This is a genomic window from Nocardioides jejuensis (assembly GCF_004337475.1).
Classification (GTDB): Bacteria; Actinomycetota; Actinomycetes; order Propionibacteriales; family Nocardioidaceae; genus Nocardioides; species Nocardioides jejuensis.
The window spans coordinates 25,959-41,824 of sequence record NZ_SJZJ01000028.1 but is presented as its reverse complement, the minus strand read 5'-3'; the positions used below and the strand labels follow the sequence as shown (position 1 = coordinate 41,824).

14 protein-coding genes are annotated in these 15,866 nt (G+C 69.7%); 7 read left to right on the top strand and 7 right to left on the bottom strand.

Annotated elements, in window-relative coordinates; genetic code table 11:
* Positions 1 to 71: 71 nt before the first annotated feature.
* Positions 72 to 1,358, bottom strand: a complete 1,287-nt coding sequence (locus EPD65_RS14175) for an adenylosuccinate synthase (RefSeq protein WP_131585247.1) — start codon at positions 1,356 to 1,358, stop codon at positions 72 to 74.
* A 232-nt stretch (positions 1,359 to 1,590) separates the two neighbouring features.
* The gene (locus EPD65_RS14170; RefSeq protein ID WP_131585245.1) at positions 1,591 to 3,912 is read right to left on the bottom strand and encodes an MMPL family transporter; all 2,322 of its coding nucleotides are present in this window, start codon (positions 3,910 to 3,912) and stop codon (positions 1,591 to 1,593) included.
* A gap of 161 nt (positions 3,913 to 4,073) precedes the next feature.
* Here EPD65_RS14170 and lysS point away from each other — a divergent pair, with 161 nt between their 5' ends.
* Both lysS and EPD65_RS14160 read left to right on the top strand, forming a co-directional pair.
* Entirely contained in the window at positions 4,074 to 5,804 is a 1,731-nt protein-coding gene (lysS, locus tag EPD65_RS14165; RefSeq protein ID WP_131585244.1) for a lysine--tRNA ligase, read from the top strand.
* A gap of 175 nt (positions 5,805 to 5,979) precedes the next feature.
* A complete protein-coding gene (locus EPD65_RS14160) occupies positions 5,980 to 7,038 on the top strand; it encodes a type IV toxin-antitoxin system AbiEi family antitoxin domain-containing protein (RefSeq protein WP_131585242.1) in 1,059 nt (352 codons plus the stop codon).
* Between the two features lie 46 nt (positions 7,039 to 7,084).
* Here the strand turns inward: EPD65_RS14160 and EPD65_RS14155 are convergent, their stop codons facing one another.
* The gene (locus EPD65_RS14155) at positions 7,085 to 8,419 is read right to left on the bottom strand and encodes an MATE family efflux transporter (protein ID WP_131585241.1); all 1,335 of its coding nucleotides are present in this window, start codon (positions 8,417 to 8,419) and stop codon (positions 7,085 to 7,087) included.
* A gap of 126 nt (positions 8,420 to 8,545) precedes the next feature.
* Between EPD65_RS14155 and EPD65_RS14150 the strand changes: the two genes are divergently transcribed.
* Together EPD65_RS14150 and EPD65_RS14145 are read left to right on the top strand one after the other, a co-directional pair.
* Positions 8,546 to 9,472, top strand: coding sequence for a hypothetical protein (locus tag EPD65_RS14150; RefSeq protein WP_131585239.1), 927 nt, complete (start codon positions 8,546 to 8,548; stop codon positions 9,470 to 9,472).
* The gene (locus EPD65_RS14145) at positions 9,472 to 10,365 is read left to right on the top strand and encodes a hypothetical protein (protein ID WP_131585238.1); all 894 of its coding nucleotides are present in this window, start codon (positions 9,472 to 9,474) and stop codon (positions 10,363 to 10,365) included. Before EPD65_RS14150 ends, EPD65_RS14145 begins: the two co-directional genes overlap by 1 nt.
* A gap of 73 nt (positions 10,366 to 10,438) precedes the next feature.
* Here EPD65_RS14145 and EPD65_RS14140 read toward each other — a convergent pair whose 3' ends face one another.
* Positions 10,439 to 10,846 carry a DUF3151 domain-containing protein gene (locus EPD65_RS14140; RefSeq protein ID WP_243640608.1) on the bottom strand — a complete coding sequence of 136 codons (408 nt, stop codon included), beginning with the start codon at positions 10,844 to 10,846 and terminating at the stop codon, positions 10,439 to 10,441.
* An 80-nt stretch (positions 10,847 to 10,926) separates the two neighbouring features.
* On the opposite strand from EPD65_RS14140, the gene EPD65_RS14135 reads away from it, so the two are divergent.
* Positions 10,927 to 12,444, top strand: a complete 1,518-nt coding sequence (locus tag EPD65_RS14135) for a DHA2 family efflux MFS transporter permease subunit (protein WP_131585234.1) — start codon at positions 10,927 to 10,929, stop codon at positions 12,442 to 12,444.
* Positions 12,445 to 12,542: 98 nt separating this feature from the next.
* On the opposite strand, the gene fbaA is transcribed toward EPD65_RS14135, so the two are convergent.
* Positions 12,543 to 13,565 (bottom strand): class II fructose-bisphosphate aldolase, encoded by a 1,023-nt coding sequence (gene fbaA / locus EPD65_RS14130; protein WP_131585233.1) that lies wholly within the window; start codon positions 13,563 to 13,565, stop codon positions 12,543 to 12,545.
* Positions 13,566 to 13,638: 73 nt separating this feature from the next.
* The gene (locus EPD65_RS14125) at positions 13,639 to 13,974 is read right to left on the bottom strand and encodes a hypothetical protein (protein ID WP_131585231.1); all 336 of its coding nucleotides are present in this window, start codon (positions 13,972 to 13,974) and stop codon (positions 13,639 to 13,641) included.
* A 78-nt stretch (positions 13,975 to 14,052) separates the two neighbouring features.
* Here EPD65_RS14125 and EPD65_RS14120 point away from each other — a divergent pair, with 78 nt between their 5' ends.
* Positions 14,053 to 14,397, top strand: a complete 345-nt coding sequence (locus EPD65_RS14120) for a hypothetical protein (protein WP_131585230.1) — start codon at positions 14,053 to 14,055, stop codon at positions 14,395 to 14,397.
* Between the two features lie 6 nt (positions 14,398 to 14,403).
* Here EPD65_RS14120 and EPD65_RS14115 read toward each other — a convergent pair whose 3' ends face one another.
* A complete protein-coding gene (locus EPD65_RS14115) occupies positions 14,404 to 15,054 on the bottom strand; it encodes a TrmH family RNA methyltransferase (RefSeq protein ID WP_131585254.1) in 651 nt (216 codons plus the stop codon).
* Positions 15,055 to 15,141: 87 nt separating this feature from the next.
* Between EPD65_RS14115 and EPD65_RS14110 the strand changes: the two genes are divergently transcribed.
* Complete coding sequence (locus tag EPD65_RS14110) at positions 15,142 to 15,840, top strand: DedA family protein (protein WP_243640607.1); 699 nt, start codon at positions 15,142 to 15,144, stop codon at positions 15,838 to 15,840.
* The last annotated feature ends 26 nt before the right edge of the window (positions 15,841 to 15,866 follow it).

Sequence of the window (15,866 nt, the reverse complement as noted above, 5' to 3'; positions counted from 1 at the left end):
CGAGACGGGGCCTGTGCCGGGCACAAGGCCCGTCTCGGCGCGGCACGAGGCCCGTCTCGGCGGAAGGTGGGTCAGTCGCGGGGCGGGACGATCGTCTGCTCGCGGCCCGGGCCGACGCCGATGCCCCAGAACGGAGCACCGGACATCTTCTCGAGGGCGCGGACGTAGATCTGCGCGTTCTCCGGCAGGTCCTCGAAGGTGCGGCAGCCCGAGATGTCGGTCTTCCAGCCGTCGAAGTACTCGTAGATCGGCTTCGCCCGCAGGAACTCCGCCTGCGTCATCGGCATCTCGTCGTGACGGACGCCGTCGATCTCGTACGCCACGCAGACCGGGATCCGCTCCCAGGAGTCGAGGACGTCGAGCTTGGTCAGGAAGAACTCGGTCAGGCCGTTGACCCGGGCCGAGTAGCGCGCGATGACCGCGTCGTACCAACCACAGCGACGGGTGCGGCCGGTGGAGACACCGATCTCGCCGCCAATGCGCTGCAGATCGATGCCGTCCTGGTCGAAGAGCTCGGTCGGGAACGGACCCGAGCCGACGCGCGTCGTGTACGCCTTGATGACGCCGATGACGCGGTCGATGCGGGTGGGGCCGACACCGGCGCCGGTGCAGACGCCGCCGGCCGTCGGGGACGACGACGTGACGAACGGGTACGTGCCGTGGTCGACGTCGAGCATCGTCGCCTGCGCGCCCTCGAAGAGGACCGTCTTGCCCTCGTCGAGCGCCTTGTTGAGCAGCAGCGACGTGTCGGCCACCATCGGCCGCAACCGCTCGGCGTACGACGTGAGCTCGGCGACCACCGCGTCGACCTCGATCGCGCGGCGGTTGTAGAGCTTGGTGAGGACGTGGTTGCGCAGGTCCAGCGCGGCCTCGACCTTCTGGCGCAGCAGGTCGGCGTCGAAGAGGTCGGCGACGCGGATGCCGACGCGGTTGACCTTGTCGGCGTACGCCGGACCGATGCCGCGGCCGGTGGTGCCGATCATGTTCTTGCCGAGGAACCGCTCGCTGACCTTGTCGATGGTCGCGTGGTAGCTCGCGATGATGTGCGCGTTGGACGACACGACCAGGTTGGCCACGTCGACGCCGCGGGCGATCAGGCCGTCGAGCTCACGGAAGAGGGCCTCCGGCGACACGACGACGCCGTTGGCGATGACGGAGGTCGCGCCCGGCGTGAGGATGCCGGAGGGCAGCAGGTGCGTCGCGTACTTCTCGCCGTTGACCACGATGGTGTGGCCGGCGTTGTGGCCGCCGCTGGTGCGGACGACGTAGTCAATGGGGTCGGTGGTGGCGAGCAGGTCGGTCGCCTTGCCCTTGCCCTCGTCGCCCCACTGGGCGCCCAGAACCACGATCGCTGGCATGTGGTGCTCCTTGTCCTACGGAGTCCCTCCGCCTAGGCGGCTGCTCGACGCATTTGAGTGCTTGTAGGTAGTGCAGTGTCCGGTCCAGAAACGCATCAAGCCCCGGCAAGACCGGGGCTCTTGCGGCCACACGCTACCAAAATGCGTCCCGTGCGCCAGATTTCCGGCGTACCCCGTGAGGGCACGACGGCCCCGCACCGGGGAGGGTGCAGGGCCGTCGTGGGTCCAGGGGTCAGACGCCGGCGAGGACGGGCGAGTCCTCGTCGAGGTCGTCGCGCGAGCCGGTCGTACGCCGCACGAGCTGCTCGCCCTCGACGTCGACGTTCGGCAGGATCCGGTCGAGCCACGCGGGGAGATACCAGGCCTTCTCGCCGAGCAGATACATCAGCGCCGGGATCAGCACGAGCCGCACGACGAAGGCGTCGAAGAGGACCGCCAGCGCCAGTGCGAAACCCATCGACTTCACGACCACGTCGTCCATCAGGATGAAGCCGGAGAAGACCGCCGCCATGATCACGGCCGCCGCGGTCACGACCCGCGCACTGTTGCGGAAGCCGTCGACGACCGCTTCCCGCGTCGTCGCGCCGTGGACGTGCGCCTCCCGCATCCGGGTCACCAGGAAGACCTGGTAGTCCATCGCCAGGCCGAAGACCACGCCGATCAGGAAGATCGGGATGAAGCTGACGATCGGCTGCTCCGGGAAGATCCCGAACAGGCCCTTCTGGAAGACCGCGACCGTCGCGCCCAGCGTGGCCAGCACGGAGAGCAGGAAGCCGGCGGTCGCCGTCAGCGGCACGAGCAGCGACCGGAAGACCACCATCAGCAGCAGGAACGCCAGCCCGATCACGATCGCGAGGTACGGCACCAGCGCGCTGTTGAGCTTGTCGGAGATGTCCGCCATCACCGGCTGGGTGCCCGTGACTGCGAGGTCGACACCCGTCTCCTTCTCGACGGCCGGCTCGCCTGCACGGATGTCCTTGAGCAGCGTGTCGGTCGCGGCGTCGTCCGGGCCGGTCTTCGGCTCGATCAGGATGATCGCGCCCTTGTCCGTGCCCGGCTGGGCCACCACGCGGGCGACACCGTCCAGGCCGCGCGCCCAGTCCGCCACCTTGGCGTACGCCGCCTGCTTGCTCGCCGCGTCACCGTCGAGCTTGCGGGCGTCGACGACCAGCATCATCGGGTCGAGACGGCCGGGGCCGAAGCCCTCCTCGACCAGCTTGACGGCCTGGTAGCGCGAGCTGTCCGCAGGCGCCGTGGCGTCGCTCGGCATGCCGAGGTGCAGGTCCTTGAACGGCAGGGCGACGACGCCGAGGCCGATGACGACCGCGAGTGCCCAGACGACCGGCTTGCGACCGATGAGCCGGGCGAAGCGGACGCCGTTGTTGAGGACTGCGCCGTCAGCGTCACGCTTCGGGACGTAGCGGCGGATCCGGCCGCCGAAGGCCTTCGACTTCAGCAGGCCGAGCAGCGCCGGCAGGAGGGTCAGCGCGACGGCAACCGCCACGGCGACGGTGATCGCCGCACCGATGCCCATCCAGCCCAGGAACGGGATGCCGGTGACGGTCAGGGCGGCCAGCGCGATGATCACCGTGAGGCCGGCGAAGACGACAGCGGAGCCCGCCGTACCGACGGCGAGACCAGCGGCTTCCTCACGGTCGTCGGTGTGCTCGAGCTCACTGCGATAGCGGCTGAGGATGAAGAGGGTGTAGTCGATGCCGACCGCGAGGCCGATCATCATGCCGAGCATCGGGGTCGAGCTGGGGAGCTCGGTGAACGCCGTCAACGCCGTGATGCCGATGCTGCCGAGCGCGACGCCGATGAGGGCGGTGAGGATCGGGAGGCCGGCGGCGACGAGCGCACCGAAGGTGAGGACGAGGACGCCGAGGGCAATCGCGATGCCGATCAGCTCGGCACTTGCGTTGGCACCGCCCGCGGCCTGCATGCCGGCGCCACGGATCTCGACCTGGAGGCCGGTCTCCTTGGCGACCTGGGTGGCGGTGTCGAGCACCTCGGTCTGCATCGCGGGGGTCACGTCGGCGACCGTCTTCACGTCGAACGCCGTCGAGATCAGGCCGATCCGGCCGTCAGCGGAGAGCGACGGCTGCGCTGCGAGCTGCGCCTTGAGGACAGCAGCGGCCTGGTCGACGGAGATGCCCATTGCGTTCGCGGTCGCCGGGGCGGCGGCCTTCGCCTGCGCCGGCGTCCAGAGGTACGGGATCTGGTCCGGCACCGCGTCGAGTTTGGCCAGCGCGGTGGTCAGCTGCGTGACGCCGTCGGCGTACTTCGTCTCGGTGAGGGTGTGCCCCTTCGGTGCCGCGACGACGACCTCGATGCTGGCCGCGTCGACCGGCGACTGGGCGCCGTCCATCAGCTCGGGCAGCTTCTCCGCCGCTTCGACGGACTCGAGGCCCGGGATCGTGAACGCGTCGGAGAACGGCTTGCTCATCGTGCCGGCGACGCCGCCGACGACACCGATGACGAGCAGCCACCCGACGAGGAAGAAGGGCCAGCGGCGGTAGGCCGTCTTGCCGAGGCGGTAGAGCAGGGTTGCCATGGGTGGGCGCTCCTTTGGAGTTCGGGAATGTCCATATCGTTGCAGTTGACAACGTTCCGGCGGGACCGACTTTGGTCGACCGTCGGTATGACTCCGGTAGCGTTTCGGCCGGCACGTGGTGGCTTGGCGTGCGAGCACAGACGACGGCAGGGAGACACGTGATGGCACGCGGCGGCAAGGCACAGCAGGAGCCCATGGACTGGGTGACCCGCGCCGCGGACGACGCGATCCGGCACGCTGCCGGCTCCGGCGACCCGGCAGCCATGGCTGCGTACGTGGCCGATGGTGGTCTCGTGACCGTCGCCTCCGGTGCATCGCCGTCCGGGCCGATCCACCTCGGCAACCTGCGCGAGTTCCTCACCCCGCACTTCGTGGCCGAGGAGCTGCGCCGCCGCGGCGTCCGCACCCGGCACCTGCACTCCTGGGACGACTTCGACCGCTACCGCAAGGTCGGCGCCGGCATCCCGCCGGAGTGGGCCGAGCACATCGGCAAGCCGCTGACCGCCGTGCCGGACCCGTTCGGCTGTCACGACAACTGGGCCGAGCACTTCAAGGCCCCGCTGCGCGCTGCGCTCGCGGAGATGGGCGTCGAGATCGAGGAGATCTCGCAGACGGCCATGTACCAGTCGGGTGCCTACCGGTCGCAGATCCTGCACGCCGTCGCCAACCGCGACGCCATCGAGGGCGTCCTGGCGAAGTACCGCACCAAGCCCGGCCAGCAGGCCACCGAGGTCGAGGACGAGCAGGAGGCCGCGGCACTCGCGGACTCCGTCGCGGCGTCCGAGGACCTCGACCGCTTCCCCTACAAGCCGTGGTGCGGCCAGTGCGGTCGCGACACCACGACCGTGACGTCGTACGACGACGCAACGCACGACCTCGTCTACGCCTGCACCCAGTGCGGCTTCGAGGGCTCGACGAACCTCGCCACGGAGGACAACGGCAAGCTGGTCTGGAAGGTCGACTGGCCGATGCGCTGGGCCTTCGAGGGCGTCAACTTCGAGCCCGGCGGCCTCGATCACTCGACGCCCGGCTCGTCGTACACGGTCGGCAAGGAGCTCGTCGCCGAGGTCTTCGGCGGCCGCGCGCCCGCCTACGTCGCCTACGCCTTCGTCGGCTTCGCCGGCATGCAGAAGATGTCGTCGTCCTCCGGCGGCGTACCGATCCCGGGCGACGCGCTCAAGGTGCTCGAGGCGCCCATGGTGCGCTGGCTCTACGCCCGCAAGCAGCCCAAGCAGGCGTTCACGATCGACTTCGGCCCCGAGGTCGTCCGCCTGTACGACGAGTGGGACGCCCTCGCGAAGAAGGCCGGCAACCCGGAGAAGCGTGACGTCGCCGTTCTGGCGTACGAGCGCGCTGCCTCGACCTCGTCCGCCGGCGTCCTGCCGGTCTCACCGGTCACGGTGCCCTTCCGCGTCCTCGCGGGCGTGGCAGACGTGACCGCCGGTTCGGCCGAGCAGATCTCCCGCATCGTCTCCCACGTCGGCTACGAGCACGCGTCGGTGGCGGATCTGGAGCCGCGTCTGGGTCGCGCCATGGGCTGGACCGAGGAGTTCGTGCCCGAGTCGGAGCGGACCATCGTCCGCTCGTCCGCCGATGTCGAGCTGCTCGGCTCGCTCAGCCCCGCGGAGCAGACGTGGCTGTCGCTGCTGCTGGAGCACCTGCCGACGGGCGAGCTCGAGCTCGACGAGGTCACGACGCTCGTCTACGGCGTTCCCAAGCTTGCCGCCGGCCTGGCCCTCGAGGACCAGCCGACGGACGAGGTGAAGGCCGACCAGAAGGCGTTCTTCGGGCTGCTCTACAACCTGCTGGTCTCCGCCGAGCGCGGCCCGCGCCTGCCCACCCTGATCGTCGCGCTGGGCGCGGAGAAGGTCCGCGCGCTCCTCTCCGCCTGACCCGACCCGCGCCACTGTGCAAGGCCGCCGGCGCACTCTGCGGACGTAATGACGTCCGCACAGTGCGCCGTCGTGGTTGCCCGGTAATCGCCCACACCGGGCACGCACGTCTCTGGGCCCACAGGCGCGCCTGCACGCACCGCGATGGCCCCTCCACCCTCCCCATGCTCGGCGCATGGACATCGGAGCAGCAGCACGGGTCAGCCGCGCACACGGCCTGATCACAACGAGGGCTGCCCGCGAAGCCGGCATCGAGGCCCGGGAGATACGCAGGCTCGTGGGCCAGGGCAGCTGGATCCGCCTTCGACGCGGCATCTACGTGGAAGCCGAGCGGTGGGCCGAGCTCGACACGTACGTCGGCCAGCCGCGCCTGCTGGCACGGGCGACCCACCTGACCCTCGATGCCGAGCACGCGTTCAGCCACTCCTCCGCAGCCCTCGAGCTGGCGATTCCCCTGCTGGCCGGCGCGACGGACGAGGTGCACATCAGCCGCAACGACCTGAGGCGCACCTCGGCACATGCTGGTGTGCGGGAGCACGCCGCGGGTTATCACCCGAGCGCCGTGCTCGAGCGCTCCGGCGTACCCGTGCTGCCACATGCGCGGACCGCGGTCGACATGGCACGCACGTTCGGCTATCCGGCGGGACTCGTAGCGTGTGACGCCGTGCTGCGCAAAGGTGTGACACGAGCCCAGCTGGCGCTGGAGCTTCGTGACATGACGCGGTGGCCCGGGGCGCGCGCCGCGGCTGCGGCGGTGCGTGATGCCGACGCGGGAGCCGAGACCGCCGCCGAGTCACTCGGACGCATCCTGGTGCGCGAGCTCGGTCTGGGCGAACCACGCACGCAGTTCCCGCTCCTGCTCCCCGACGGGCGCACGGTGTGGCTCGACATGCTGGTCGGCTGCCATGCGTTCGAGGTCGACGGACGGATCAAGTATCAGGCGGCCTCCAACGGCGACGTCGCGGCCGAGCGCGTCGTCTGGGAGGAGAAGAAGCGCGAGCGACTCGTCGTGAACCGTCGCATCGGTGTCTCACGGATCATCTGGGCCGACTACCCCGAGCCGGCCCGCAGCGCGGCCCGGCGCCGCCTCCTCGAGGAGTACGCCGCTACCGAGCACCGCTTCGGCGCGACACTCTCACCGGACATCGAGGCGTACGCCGAGCGACTCGAGCCCCTGCGACAGCAGCGGCTGCTCACTGGACAACCCTTTGCGCCCACCCTGCGGATGCAATGACGTCCGCACAGTGCGTCGAAGCCCCTGTGCAGTCGCGCGCCCCGCCTTACTGCGCGGCGTGACGGCCGGCGACGGCCTCGGCGCCCGGCTCCTCCGGGGCAGGCGTCCCGACGTGCGCGCCGGCAGGCACGGCGCCAACAGCCGCGCCATCTGCGTGATCGCTGCGCAGGTAGCGCGCGAAGACGACCCACCACGCGACGACGGTGATGACCTGACCGATCAGGCCGCCGGCCATGGCGCCGTAGCCGTCGTCGATCGCACCGCCGACGACCATGCCGACGATCATCAGGATCGTGCCGACGATGTCGACGACCATGACCTGCTTGATCTGCTTGCGGCCGACCAGCGCAGCCCGCACACCGCTCTGTGCGGCGAACGCGAGGACCCGGAGGCCGACGAGGACCAGCAGCGGCTGGACGACGTGCCAGACGTTGCCCAGGAGCAGCTTGCCGGCCCAGTCGGGGATGACCAGCAGCACGACGATGTTCAGGATCGCGACGACCGCAGAGATCGACATGGTGCGGCGCTGGTGGCTGAGCAGCGTGGCGCGGTCGGCACCTTCGCGGGCGATGTCGGCGCCCGCGGACGTCGCCACGGCCGTCTGCACGGTCGTCGAGGGCCGCTCGAGCAGCAGCGCCGCACGCACCTGGGCGACGGCCACCGGACCACTGACCAGCGCCAGCAGGGCCGAGCCGATGACGGCGACGAGACCCGACGAACTGGAGGCCACGAGCGAGCGCCACGAGAAGTCCCAGCGCTCCTTGACCCAGTCGAGGGAGAGCTCGCGCGCCCGGGGCACGCCGTACTGCACGAAGACCCAGAGGCCGGCGATCGCGCCGGTGCCGGCCCAGCCGAGCACGAGGGCGAAGAGCGTGTCGTCGCCGGTGACCGCGAGGCCCGCGAAGACCAGCACCGTGAGCACCAGCCAGATCCCGTCGAGGACCAGCGCCCCGACCGGCGTCGAGCGGGCGATGGCCACGAACCGCCCGATGTCCTGCAGCGCGAGCAGCGGCGTCAGCGCACCGACGACCGCCAGCGAGGACGCCATCGGCGAGCCCATCGCCCACAGCACACCGGCCGCGATCAGCGAACAGGCACCGACACCCGCCGACATCACCATGGTCGCCCCGAGCGCGGCCCGCGGCCGCGAGTCCGCGTCCTCCGGGTGTACGACGATCGTCACCGCGACCAGCGAACGGATCACGCCGCCCTGGGCCAGGGTGTAGACGAGGAAGACCAGGCTGAAGCGGCCGAAGTCAGCCGGCTGCAGGGCGTGCGCTGCCCAGATCAGGACCAGGAGGTTCGACACGCTGGCGACGATCTGGTCGAGTGTGATGGCGCCGATCCGCTTGCGTGCCTGCCCGGCACCCGTGGCCGTCATGTCGGCTAGTCTCCGTCCGTTTCCTGCGAGTCGGGGTGAATCCTGACACACCCCCGTCGGCTATCGTCCCTGCGTCAACTTCTCGACCGTGGAGGTCCCCCGTTGTCTGCGTTTGCCTACCGTTCGATGCGCCGAATCGCCCAGGCTCCGGTTGCCAAGCAGGTGATCAAGCGCTTCCGTGCGGAGCACGACGAGCTGCTCATGGCGATCGGCAAGCTCGAGAGCCACCTGCTCGACACGCGCCCGGCTCCGAAGTCGCTCTTCGACGTGGAGTTCAAGGTCTTCTCGCAGTTCGGCGAGGACGGCATCATCCAGCACATCCTGCGCTCGATCGGTGCCCACTCCGACACGTTCGTCGAGATCGGCACCGGCGACTACCGCGAGTCCAACACCCGCTTCCTCGCGCTCAACAACAACTGGCGCGGCGCGGCCATCGACGGCGGCCTGTCGCACGTCGAGTTCATCCTCGGCACCGGCCTGGCCTGGCGCCACGACGTCGAGCCGGTCTCGGCGTTCGTCACGACGGAGAACGTCAACAGTCTGATCACCGACGCCGGTTTCCAGGGCGACCTCGGCCTGCTGTCGATCGACGTCGACGGCAACGACTACTGGCTGTGGGAGAAGACCGACGTGGTCAACCCGGCCATCGTCGTCATGGAGTACAACGCGCTCTTCGGCCCGGACGCCGCCATCACGGTGCCCTACGCCCCGGCGTTCGTGAACTCCGAGGCCCACTACTCGCAGCTCTACTTCGGTACGTCGATCGCGGCCCTCAAGCACCTCGCCGACCAGAAGGGCTACCGCTTCGTCGGCTGCAACTCCAACGGCAACAACGCGTTCTTCGTGCGCGACGACATCGCCGGCTCGCTCCCCAACCTCAGCGCCGCTGAGGGCTTCGTCGCCAGCCGCTTCCTGACCTCCCGCAACGAGGACGGCACCATGTCGCGCATGCGCTCGGTCGAGGACCGCCTGAAGCTGATCGGCGACCTCCCCGTCGTCGACGTCACCACCGGCGAGACCACGACCGTCTCGGCTGCGACCCTGGGCGCCTGATGGTCGACGAGGTCAACGCCGAGGAGGAGCAGGCTCTCCGCATCGCGGCAGCCATCGCAGCCGGCCACCAGGCGCAGGCCAAGGCGGCAGCGAAGGCCGCGGCCAACGGCGGTCAGGTCAACCACCACCTGCCGTTCCACAAGCTGCGCCACTTCCTGCGCGTGCGCAAGGCGAAGCTGCTCTTCCTGATCATGGCGACGAAGTTCGTCTGGGCCGTACGCCGTGGCCAGGTCAACGAGGTCTGGGCGGGCGACTCCAACTCCCAGCTCATCCCCGACGACAAGATGGGCGCCCCCCTGCGCCACGTCGCCGACGGCCGCTGGGCGTGTCACCTCGGCCCGCGCCTGCAGTACTCGATCGCGAAGAAGGGCCTCGCGCCCGGCTTCATGAAGATCCTCGCGAAGGTCGGCCGGCTCAAGGGCGCTCGCGACATCGTCTGGATCTACAGCTTCGGCGAGATCGACGTGCGCTGCGGGATGGTGCCACGGATGGACGAGCCGGGTGCGTTCGACTTCACCCACGACTACTTCGCGCGGATGCGTGAGGTGGCCCGGGTCAGCGGTGTCGACCGCCTGGTCATCTACGCGCCGTCGCCGGAGAGCGACATCGCGCTCGAGCAGATCGGCTTCCCGGTCGTGGGCACCATCGCGGAGCGGGTCGAGTGCATGAGCCGTCTCCACGCGGCGATGCACCGTGCGGCGGAGGCGCTCAGCGCCGACGCTCCACGGATTCTGCTGCTCGACACCCTGCCGCAGATGGTCGACGAGCGCGGCGTATGGCTGCGCGAGTACACCTACGACGGCCTGCACACGAACAACGCCGGCCGTGCGCTGGTCCGCGGCGCCCTGGCGGAGCTGGTCGCCGCCGACGAGGCCGCGCACCCGCGCCGCTGACGCACGAAACCGAAGGGCCCGGCTGCCATGGCGGCCGGGCCCTTCGGCATCTGGCGGATCAGTGTCTGCAGGCTCAGTCGCCCAGCAGCGCGTCGTACGCCGCCGGGCTGGTGCTGCGCAGGAACTCCGAGCACCGCTGCCACTCCTCGTCCTCCCCGATGACACGCGCGGACTCGGCGAGCAGGGCGAGGCAGCGCAGGAAGCCGCGGTTGGGCTCGTGCTCCCACGGAACCGGCCCGTTGCCGCGCCAGCCGTTGCGGCGCAGCATGTCGAGCGAGCGGTGGTAGCCGACCCGGGAGTAGGCGTAGACCGCGACGTCCGGCGCACCCGCGCGCTGCGCGGCAGCGGCGAGGGCGGCCCAGGCGGCCGGCGAGGCAGGGTGGCGACGCGCGACGTCCATCGGCTCGGCGCCCTGCGCGAGCTCGACGTCGGCGGCGTCCTCGGGGAGGTGGACCGGGTCAGGGCCGGCGAGAAGATCCATGGCGGACACCCTGCCACGGGCCGCCGACATTCCTCCCCTGGAAGGATCCGCCTGTCGGTGCACGGTGCTTGGATAGGCCCATGACTTCTCCGGACAGTGCCGTCCCGACAGCGCCCGTCAAGGACCCGTGGCCCGCCCTCTGGGCTCTCGTGCTCGGCTTCTTCATGATCATGGTCGACACGACCATCGTCTCGGTCGCGACGCCCGCGATCATCGAGGACCTCCACGCCGAGGTGAACTCCGTGGTCTGGGTGACCTCGGCCTACCTCCTGGCGTACGCCGTCCCGGTGCTGATCACCGGCCGGCTCGGTGACCGCTTCGGCCCGAAGAACCTCTACATGATCGGTCTGGCGGTCTTCACCGCGGCGAGCCTCTGGTGCGGCCTCGCCGGCTCCGTCGAGATGCTCGTCGTCGCCCGCATCGTGCAGGGACTGGGCGCCTCGATGATCACGCCGCAGACGATGGCGATCATCACCCGCATCTTCCCGGCCGAGCGCCGCGGTCAGGCCACCGCCCTCTGGGGCGCGACGGCCGGTGTCGCGCTGCTCGTCGGCCCGCTGCTCGGCGGCATCCTGATCGACAGCCTCGACTGGAGCTGGATCTTCTTCGTCAACGTCCCGGTCGGCATCATCGGCCTGCTCCTGGCGGCGCGCCTCGTGCCGAAGCTCCCGACGCACGACCACCACTTCGACTGGCTCGGCGTCGTCCTCAGCGGCGCGGGCATGTTCCTGCTGGTCTTCGGCATCCAGGAGGGCCACCGCTACGACTGGGGCACCGTCACGGGCTTCGTCAGCGTCCCGCTGATGATCGGCGGCGGCCTCGTCGTCCTAGGCCTCTTCGTGTTCTGGCAGGCCCGCAACAAGGCAGAGCCGCTGGTGCCGCTCGGGCTCTTCGGCGACCGCAACTTCTCCCTGGCCAACATCGGCATCGCCACGGTCAGCTTCGCCTTCACCGCGATCGGCTTCCCGCTGATGCTGTGGGCTCAGGTCGTTCGCGGCCTGAACCCAACGCACGCCGCGCTGCTGCTCGTCCCGATGGCGCTGATGTCGATCGTGCTCGCGCCGGGCGTCGGCAAGCTCACCGACCGCGTGCACCCCCGCAACCTGATCGCGCTCGGCTTCGTGACGCTCGCCGGCGCGATGCTCTGGCTGGCCCTCGGCCTCGCCCCCGACGCGAAGTACGTCGTCCTGCTGATCCCGATGGCGCTGATGGGCTGCGGCTCCGCCTGCATCTGGGCGCCGCTCACGGCGACCGCCACCCGCAACCTCCCGCTGCACCTCGCGGGCGCCGGAGCCGGCGTCTACAACGCTTCACGCCAGATCGGTGCGGTGCTGGGATCGGCAGCGATCGCGGTCCTCATGGACGCACGTCTCTCCGCCAACGCGGTGACGTTCGACCCGACCAACCCCGAGGCGCTGAAGCGGATGGCGCAGGCCAGCAGCGCGCAGAAGGCGTGGTTCTTCGACCACTTCAGCACGTCGATGGGCCAGGCCCTACTGATCACGCCCGCTGTGCTGCTGCTCGGCTTCGCCGCCGCGCTGCTGCTGATCCGCCCGAAGGCTCCCGTCGCGGCTGCCCCCGCGGTACTCGTCGACTGAACCTCAACGTCGAGACGGGCCTTGTACCGCCGCCGTCCTGTGGACGGCGGCCGGCACAAGGCCCGTCTCGGCGTTGCACAAGGCCCGTCTCGGCGCTGTCAGCCGATCGTCGTACCGGCGGAGCGGAGGTTCTGGCAGGCGGTGACGACGCGGGCGGCCATGCCGGCCTCGGCGACCTTGCCCCAGGCGCGCGGGTCGTAGGCCTTCTTGTTGCCGACCTCGCCGTCGACCTTCAGGACGCCGTCGTAGTTCTTCAGGATGAAGTCCGCGGCCGGGCGGGTGAAGGCGTACTGGGTGTCGGTGTCGACGTTCATCTTGATGACGCCGTAGTCGACGGCCGCCGAGATCTCCTCGGGCAGCGAGCCCGAGCCGCCGTGGAAGACGAAGTCGAAGGCGCGGTCCTTGCCGGTGAGCTCCTTGACGGCCTCCTGGGCCTCGAGCAGCACGGCCGGACGGAGCTTGACGTTGCCCGGCTTGTAGACGCCGTGCACGTTGCCGAAGGTGAGCGCCGTCAGGTAGCGGCCCTTCTCGCCGGAGCCGAGCGCCTTGATCGTCGCGATGGCGTCCTCGGGCGAGGTGTAGAGCTTCTCGTTGATCTCGTTCTCGACGCCGTCCTCCTCGCCGCCGACGACACCGACCTCGATCTCGAGGACGACGTTGGCCGCGGCACAGAGGCCGAGAAGCTCCTCGGCGATCTGGAGGTTCTCGTCGAGCGGCACGGCCGAGCCGTCCCACATGTGCGACTGGAAGTACGGCAGACCACCCTGCGACACCCGCTCGGTCGAGGCCGCGAGCAGCGGGCGCACGAAGCCGTCGAGCTTGTCCTTCGGGCAGTGGTCGGTGTGGAGCGCGATGTTGACCGGGTAGTTCTTCGCCACCTCCTGCGCGTACGCAGCGAAGGCGAGCGAGCCCGCGACCATGTCCTTGACCGTCGGGCCGGAGAGGTACTCCGCGCCACCGGTGGAGACCTGGATGATGCCGTCCGAGCCCGCCTCCGCGAAGCCCTGGAGGGCGGCGTTGAGGGTCTGCGAGGACGACACGTTGATCGCCGGGTACGCGAAGGAGCCGGCCTTCGCGGCATCCAGCATCGCGGCGTACTTCTCAGGGGTGGCGATGGGCATCGGAAAAGCTCCTGTGAACTCGGATGTACGTCGGGGGCGTGCGGCCCGCCGGTAACTCTAGGCCGTCAGGCGGTCAGTGGCGGCAGTCGACGGCGTAGACCGGCCGCACCGTGTGGCCGTCGACGTCGATGCCGTGCGGCGCGACGTAGATGAAGCCGTTGGTGGAGTGCTCGGTCAGGCAGGCCGGCCAGCCGCCCGCGTGGAACGTGCCGTCGGCGTCGAACCACGGCACCGAGGTCGCGATCTTCGCGGTCCAGGTCGGGCCCTCGAAGCTCGCGGTCTGACCGCTGACGGACGCCTGGGTCTGCTTCCACTGCGCCTCGCTCTTGTTGGCACCGACCATGAAGCCGAAGACGGCTCCGAAGAGGAGCAGGAAGACAGCGAACGCGGCGAGCAACGGCTTGGGCATGCGCCCAGTCTTCCGTACGCCGGAAGCGACTGCCACGAAGCGGCCCGCGGCGTGTGCCACACGGCGTACATTCCGGCCATGAAGATGTCTCCGGAGTCGATCGCCCTCGCCTGCTTCACGTTCGTCACCGTGGTCCTGCTGGGCGGCTGGCAGCAGATCGCGATGCTCGCGTCCTCGTCAGGCCTCCTGCCCGAGGGCTACGGCAACCTCCACACCGTGCTGATCGCCGTCGCCGTGGACCTCCCGGTTGCCCTCGCCATGGCGGCGGCCACGCGTGTCGGCTCCGTGGCCGAGTCCTCGTGGGGACGCGCGTTCGCCCAGGCGACGGTCCCGCTGGGCTTCCTCGCGCTGCTTGCCAGCATCGTCTTCGTGCTCGGCACCATCAGCGGCCACAGCAACGGCGTCTTCTTCCCGCGTCTGTGAGCGCGCTCAGCCGCGCCAGACGCCACCGTCGGCCGCACTCAGGTCGGCGTACGTCCGGATCCAGGAGTGCATCGCGATCGCCGCAGCAGCGGAGGCGTTGATCGACCGCGTCGAGCCGAACTGCGCGATCGAGAAGGTCCCGTCGCACACCTCTCGGGCACCGGGCGACAGTCCGGGGCCCTCCTGGCCGAAGAGGAAGCAGACGTTGCGCGGCAGGTCCATCGTCTCCAGGTGCGAGGACCCCGGCAGGTTGTCGATGCCGAGCAGGCGCACTGGCTCGGGCAACGCGTGCAGGTAGTCGGCGAGGTCCGATGCCGTCTCGTGGTGCCGGATGTGCTGGTAGCGGTCGGTGACCATCGCCCCGCGCCGGTTCCAGCGCTTGCGACCGACGATGTGCACCTCGGCGGCGAGGAACGCGTTGGCCGAGCGCACGATCGTGCCGATGTTGAAGTCGTGCTGCCAGTTCTCGATCGCGACGTGGAAACCGTGGCGGCGGGTGTCCAGATCCGCCCGGATCGCCTCGAGCGTCCAGTACCGATAGCGGTCGACGACGTTGCGCCGGTCGCCGTCACGGAGCAGCTCCGGGTCCCACTGCGGCCCGTCGGGCCACTCCCCCTCCCACGGCCCGAGCCCGACCTCGTCGGGCCCGTGCGGCATGGGGTCATAGGGAGCGCGCTGCTCGGAGGTCTCGTCCACGCCCCGGAGGTTAACCGGACCTTCATGCCCGGCCGGTAGGTTGCGAGCGTGAACGCGGTCCTGACGCCCCTGCTGCTCGGTATGTCCTGGATGGAGCCCCAGTGGTGGCTCGATCACTTCGGCACGCAGATGGTGTGGTTCAGCCTCGTCGTCCTGGTGATCGAGTGCGGCCTGTTCTTCCCGTTCCTCCCGGGCGACACGCTGCTCTTCGCCATCGGCCTCTTCGTCGCGACGGGTGCCACGGTGGACGCTGCGGGCAACCCCAAGGGCATCGACTTCGTGCCGGGGCCGCACCTCGTCGACCTGAGCGTGATCATCGTGCTCTTCATCGTGGCGGCCTTCGCCGGCAACGTGATCGGCTACGAGATCGGGCGTGCCGTCGGCACGCCGCTCTACGAGCGCAACGGCCGCCTGCTCAAGAAGAAGTACTTCGAGCAGGCGCACGCGTTCTTCGAGAAGCACGGCAACAAGGCGCTGGTGATCGGCCGCTTCGTTCCCGTCGTCCGGACCTTCGTGACCGTCGTCGCCGGTGTATCGCAGATGGAGCGGCGTCGCTTCCTGACCTGGTCGTTCGTGGGCGCCGTCGGCTGGGTCATCTCGGTGACCCTGCTCGGCTACCTGCTCGGCCAGGCCTACCCGGGCCTCGGCGACAACCTCGACAAGGCGATCATCCTCGTCGTCGCCGTCTCGCTCGTGCCGGTCGCGTTCGAGTACTGGCGCCACCGGCGCAACCGCGTCCGCCCCTGACGCATCCGGACACCGACGCAATAGGC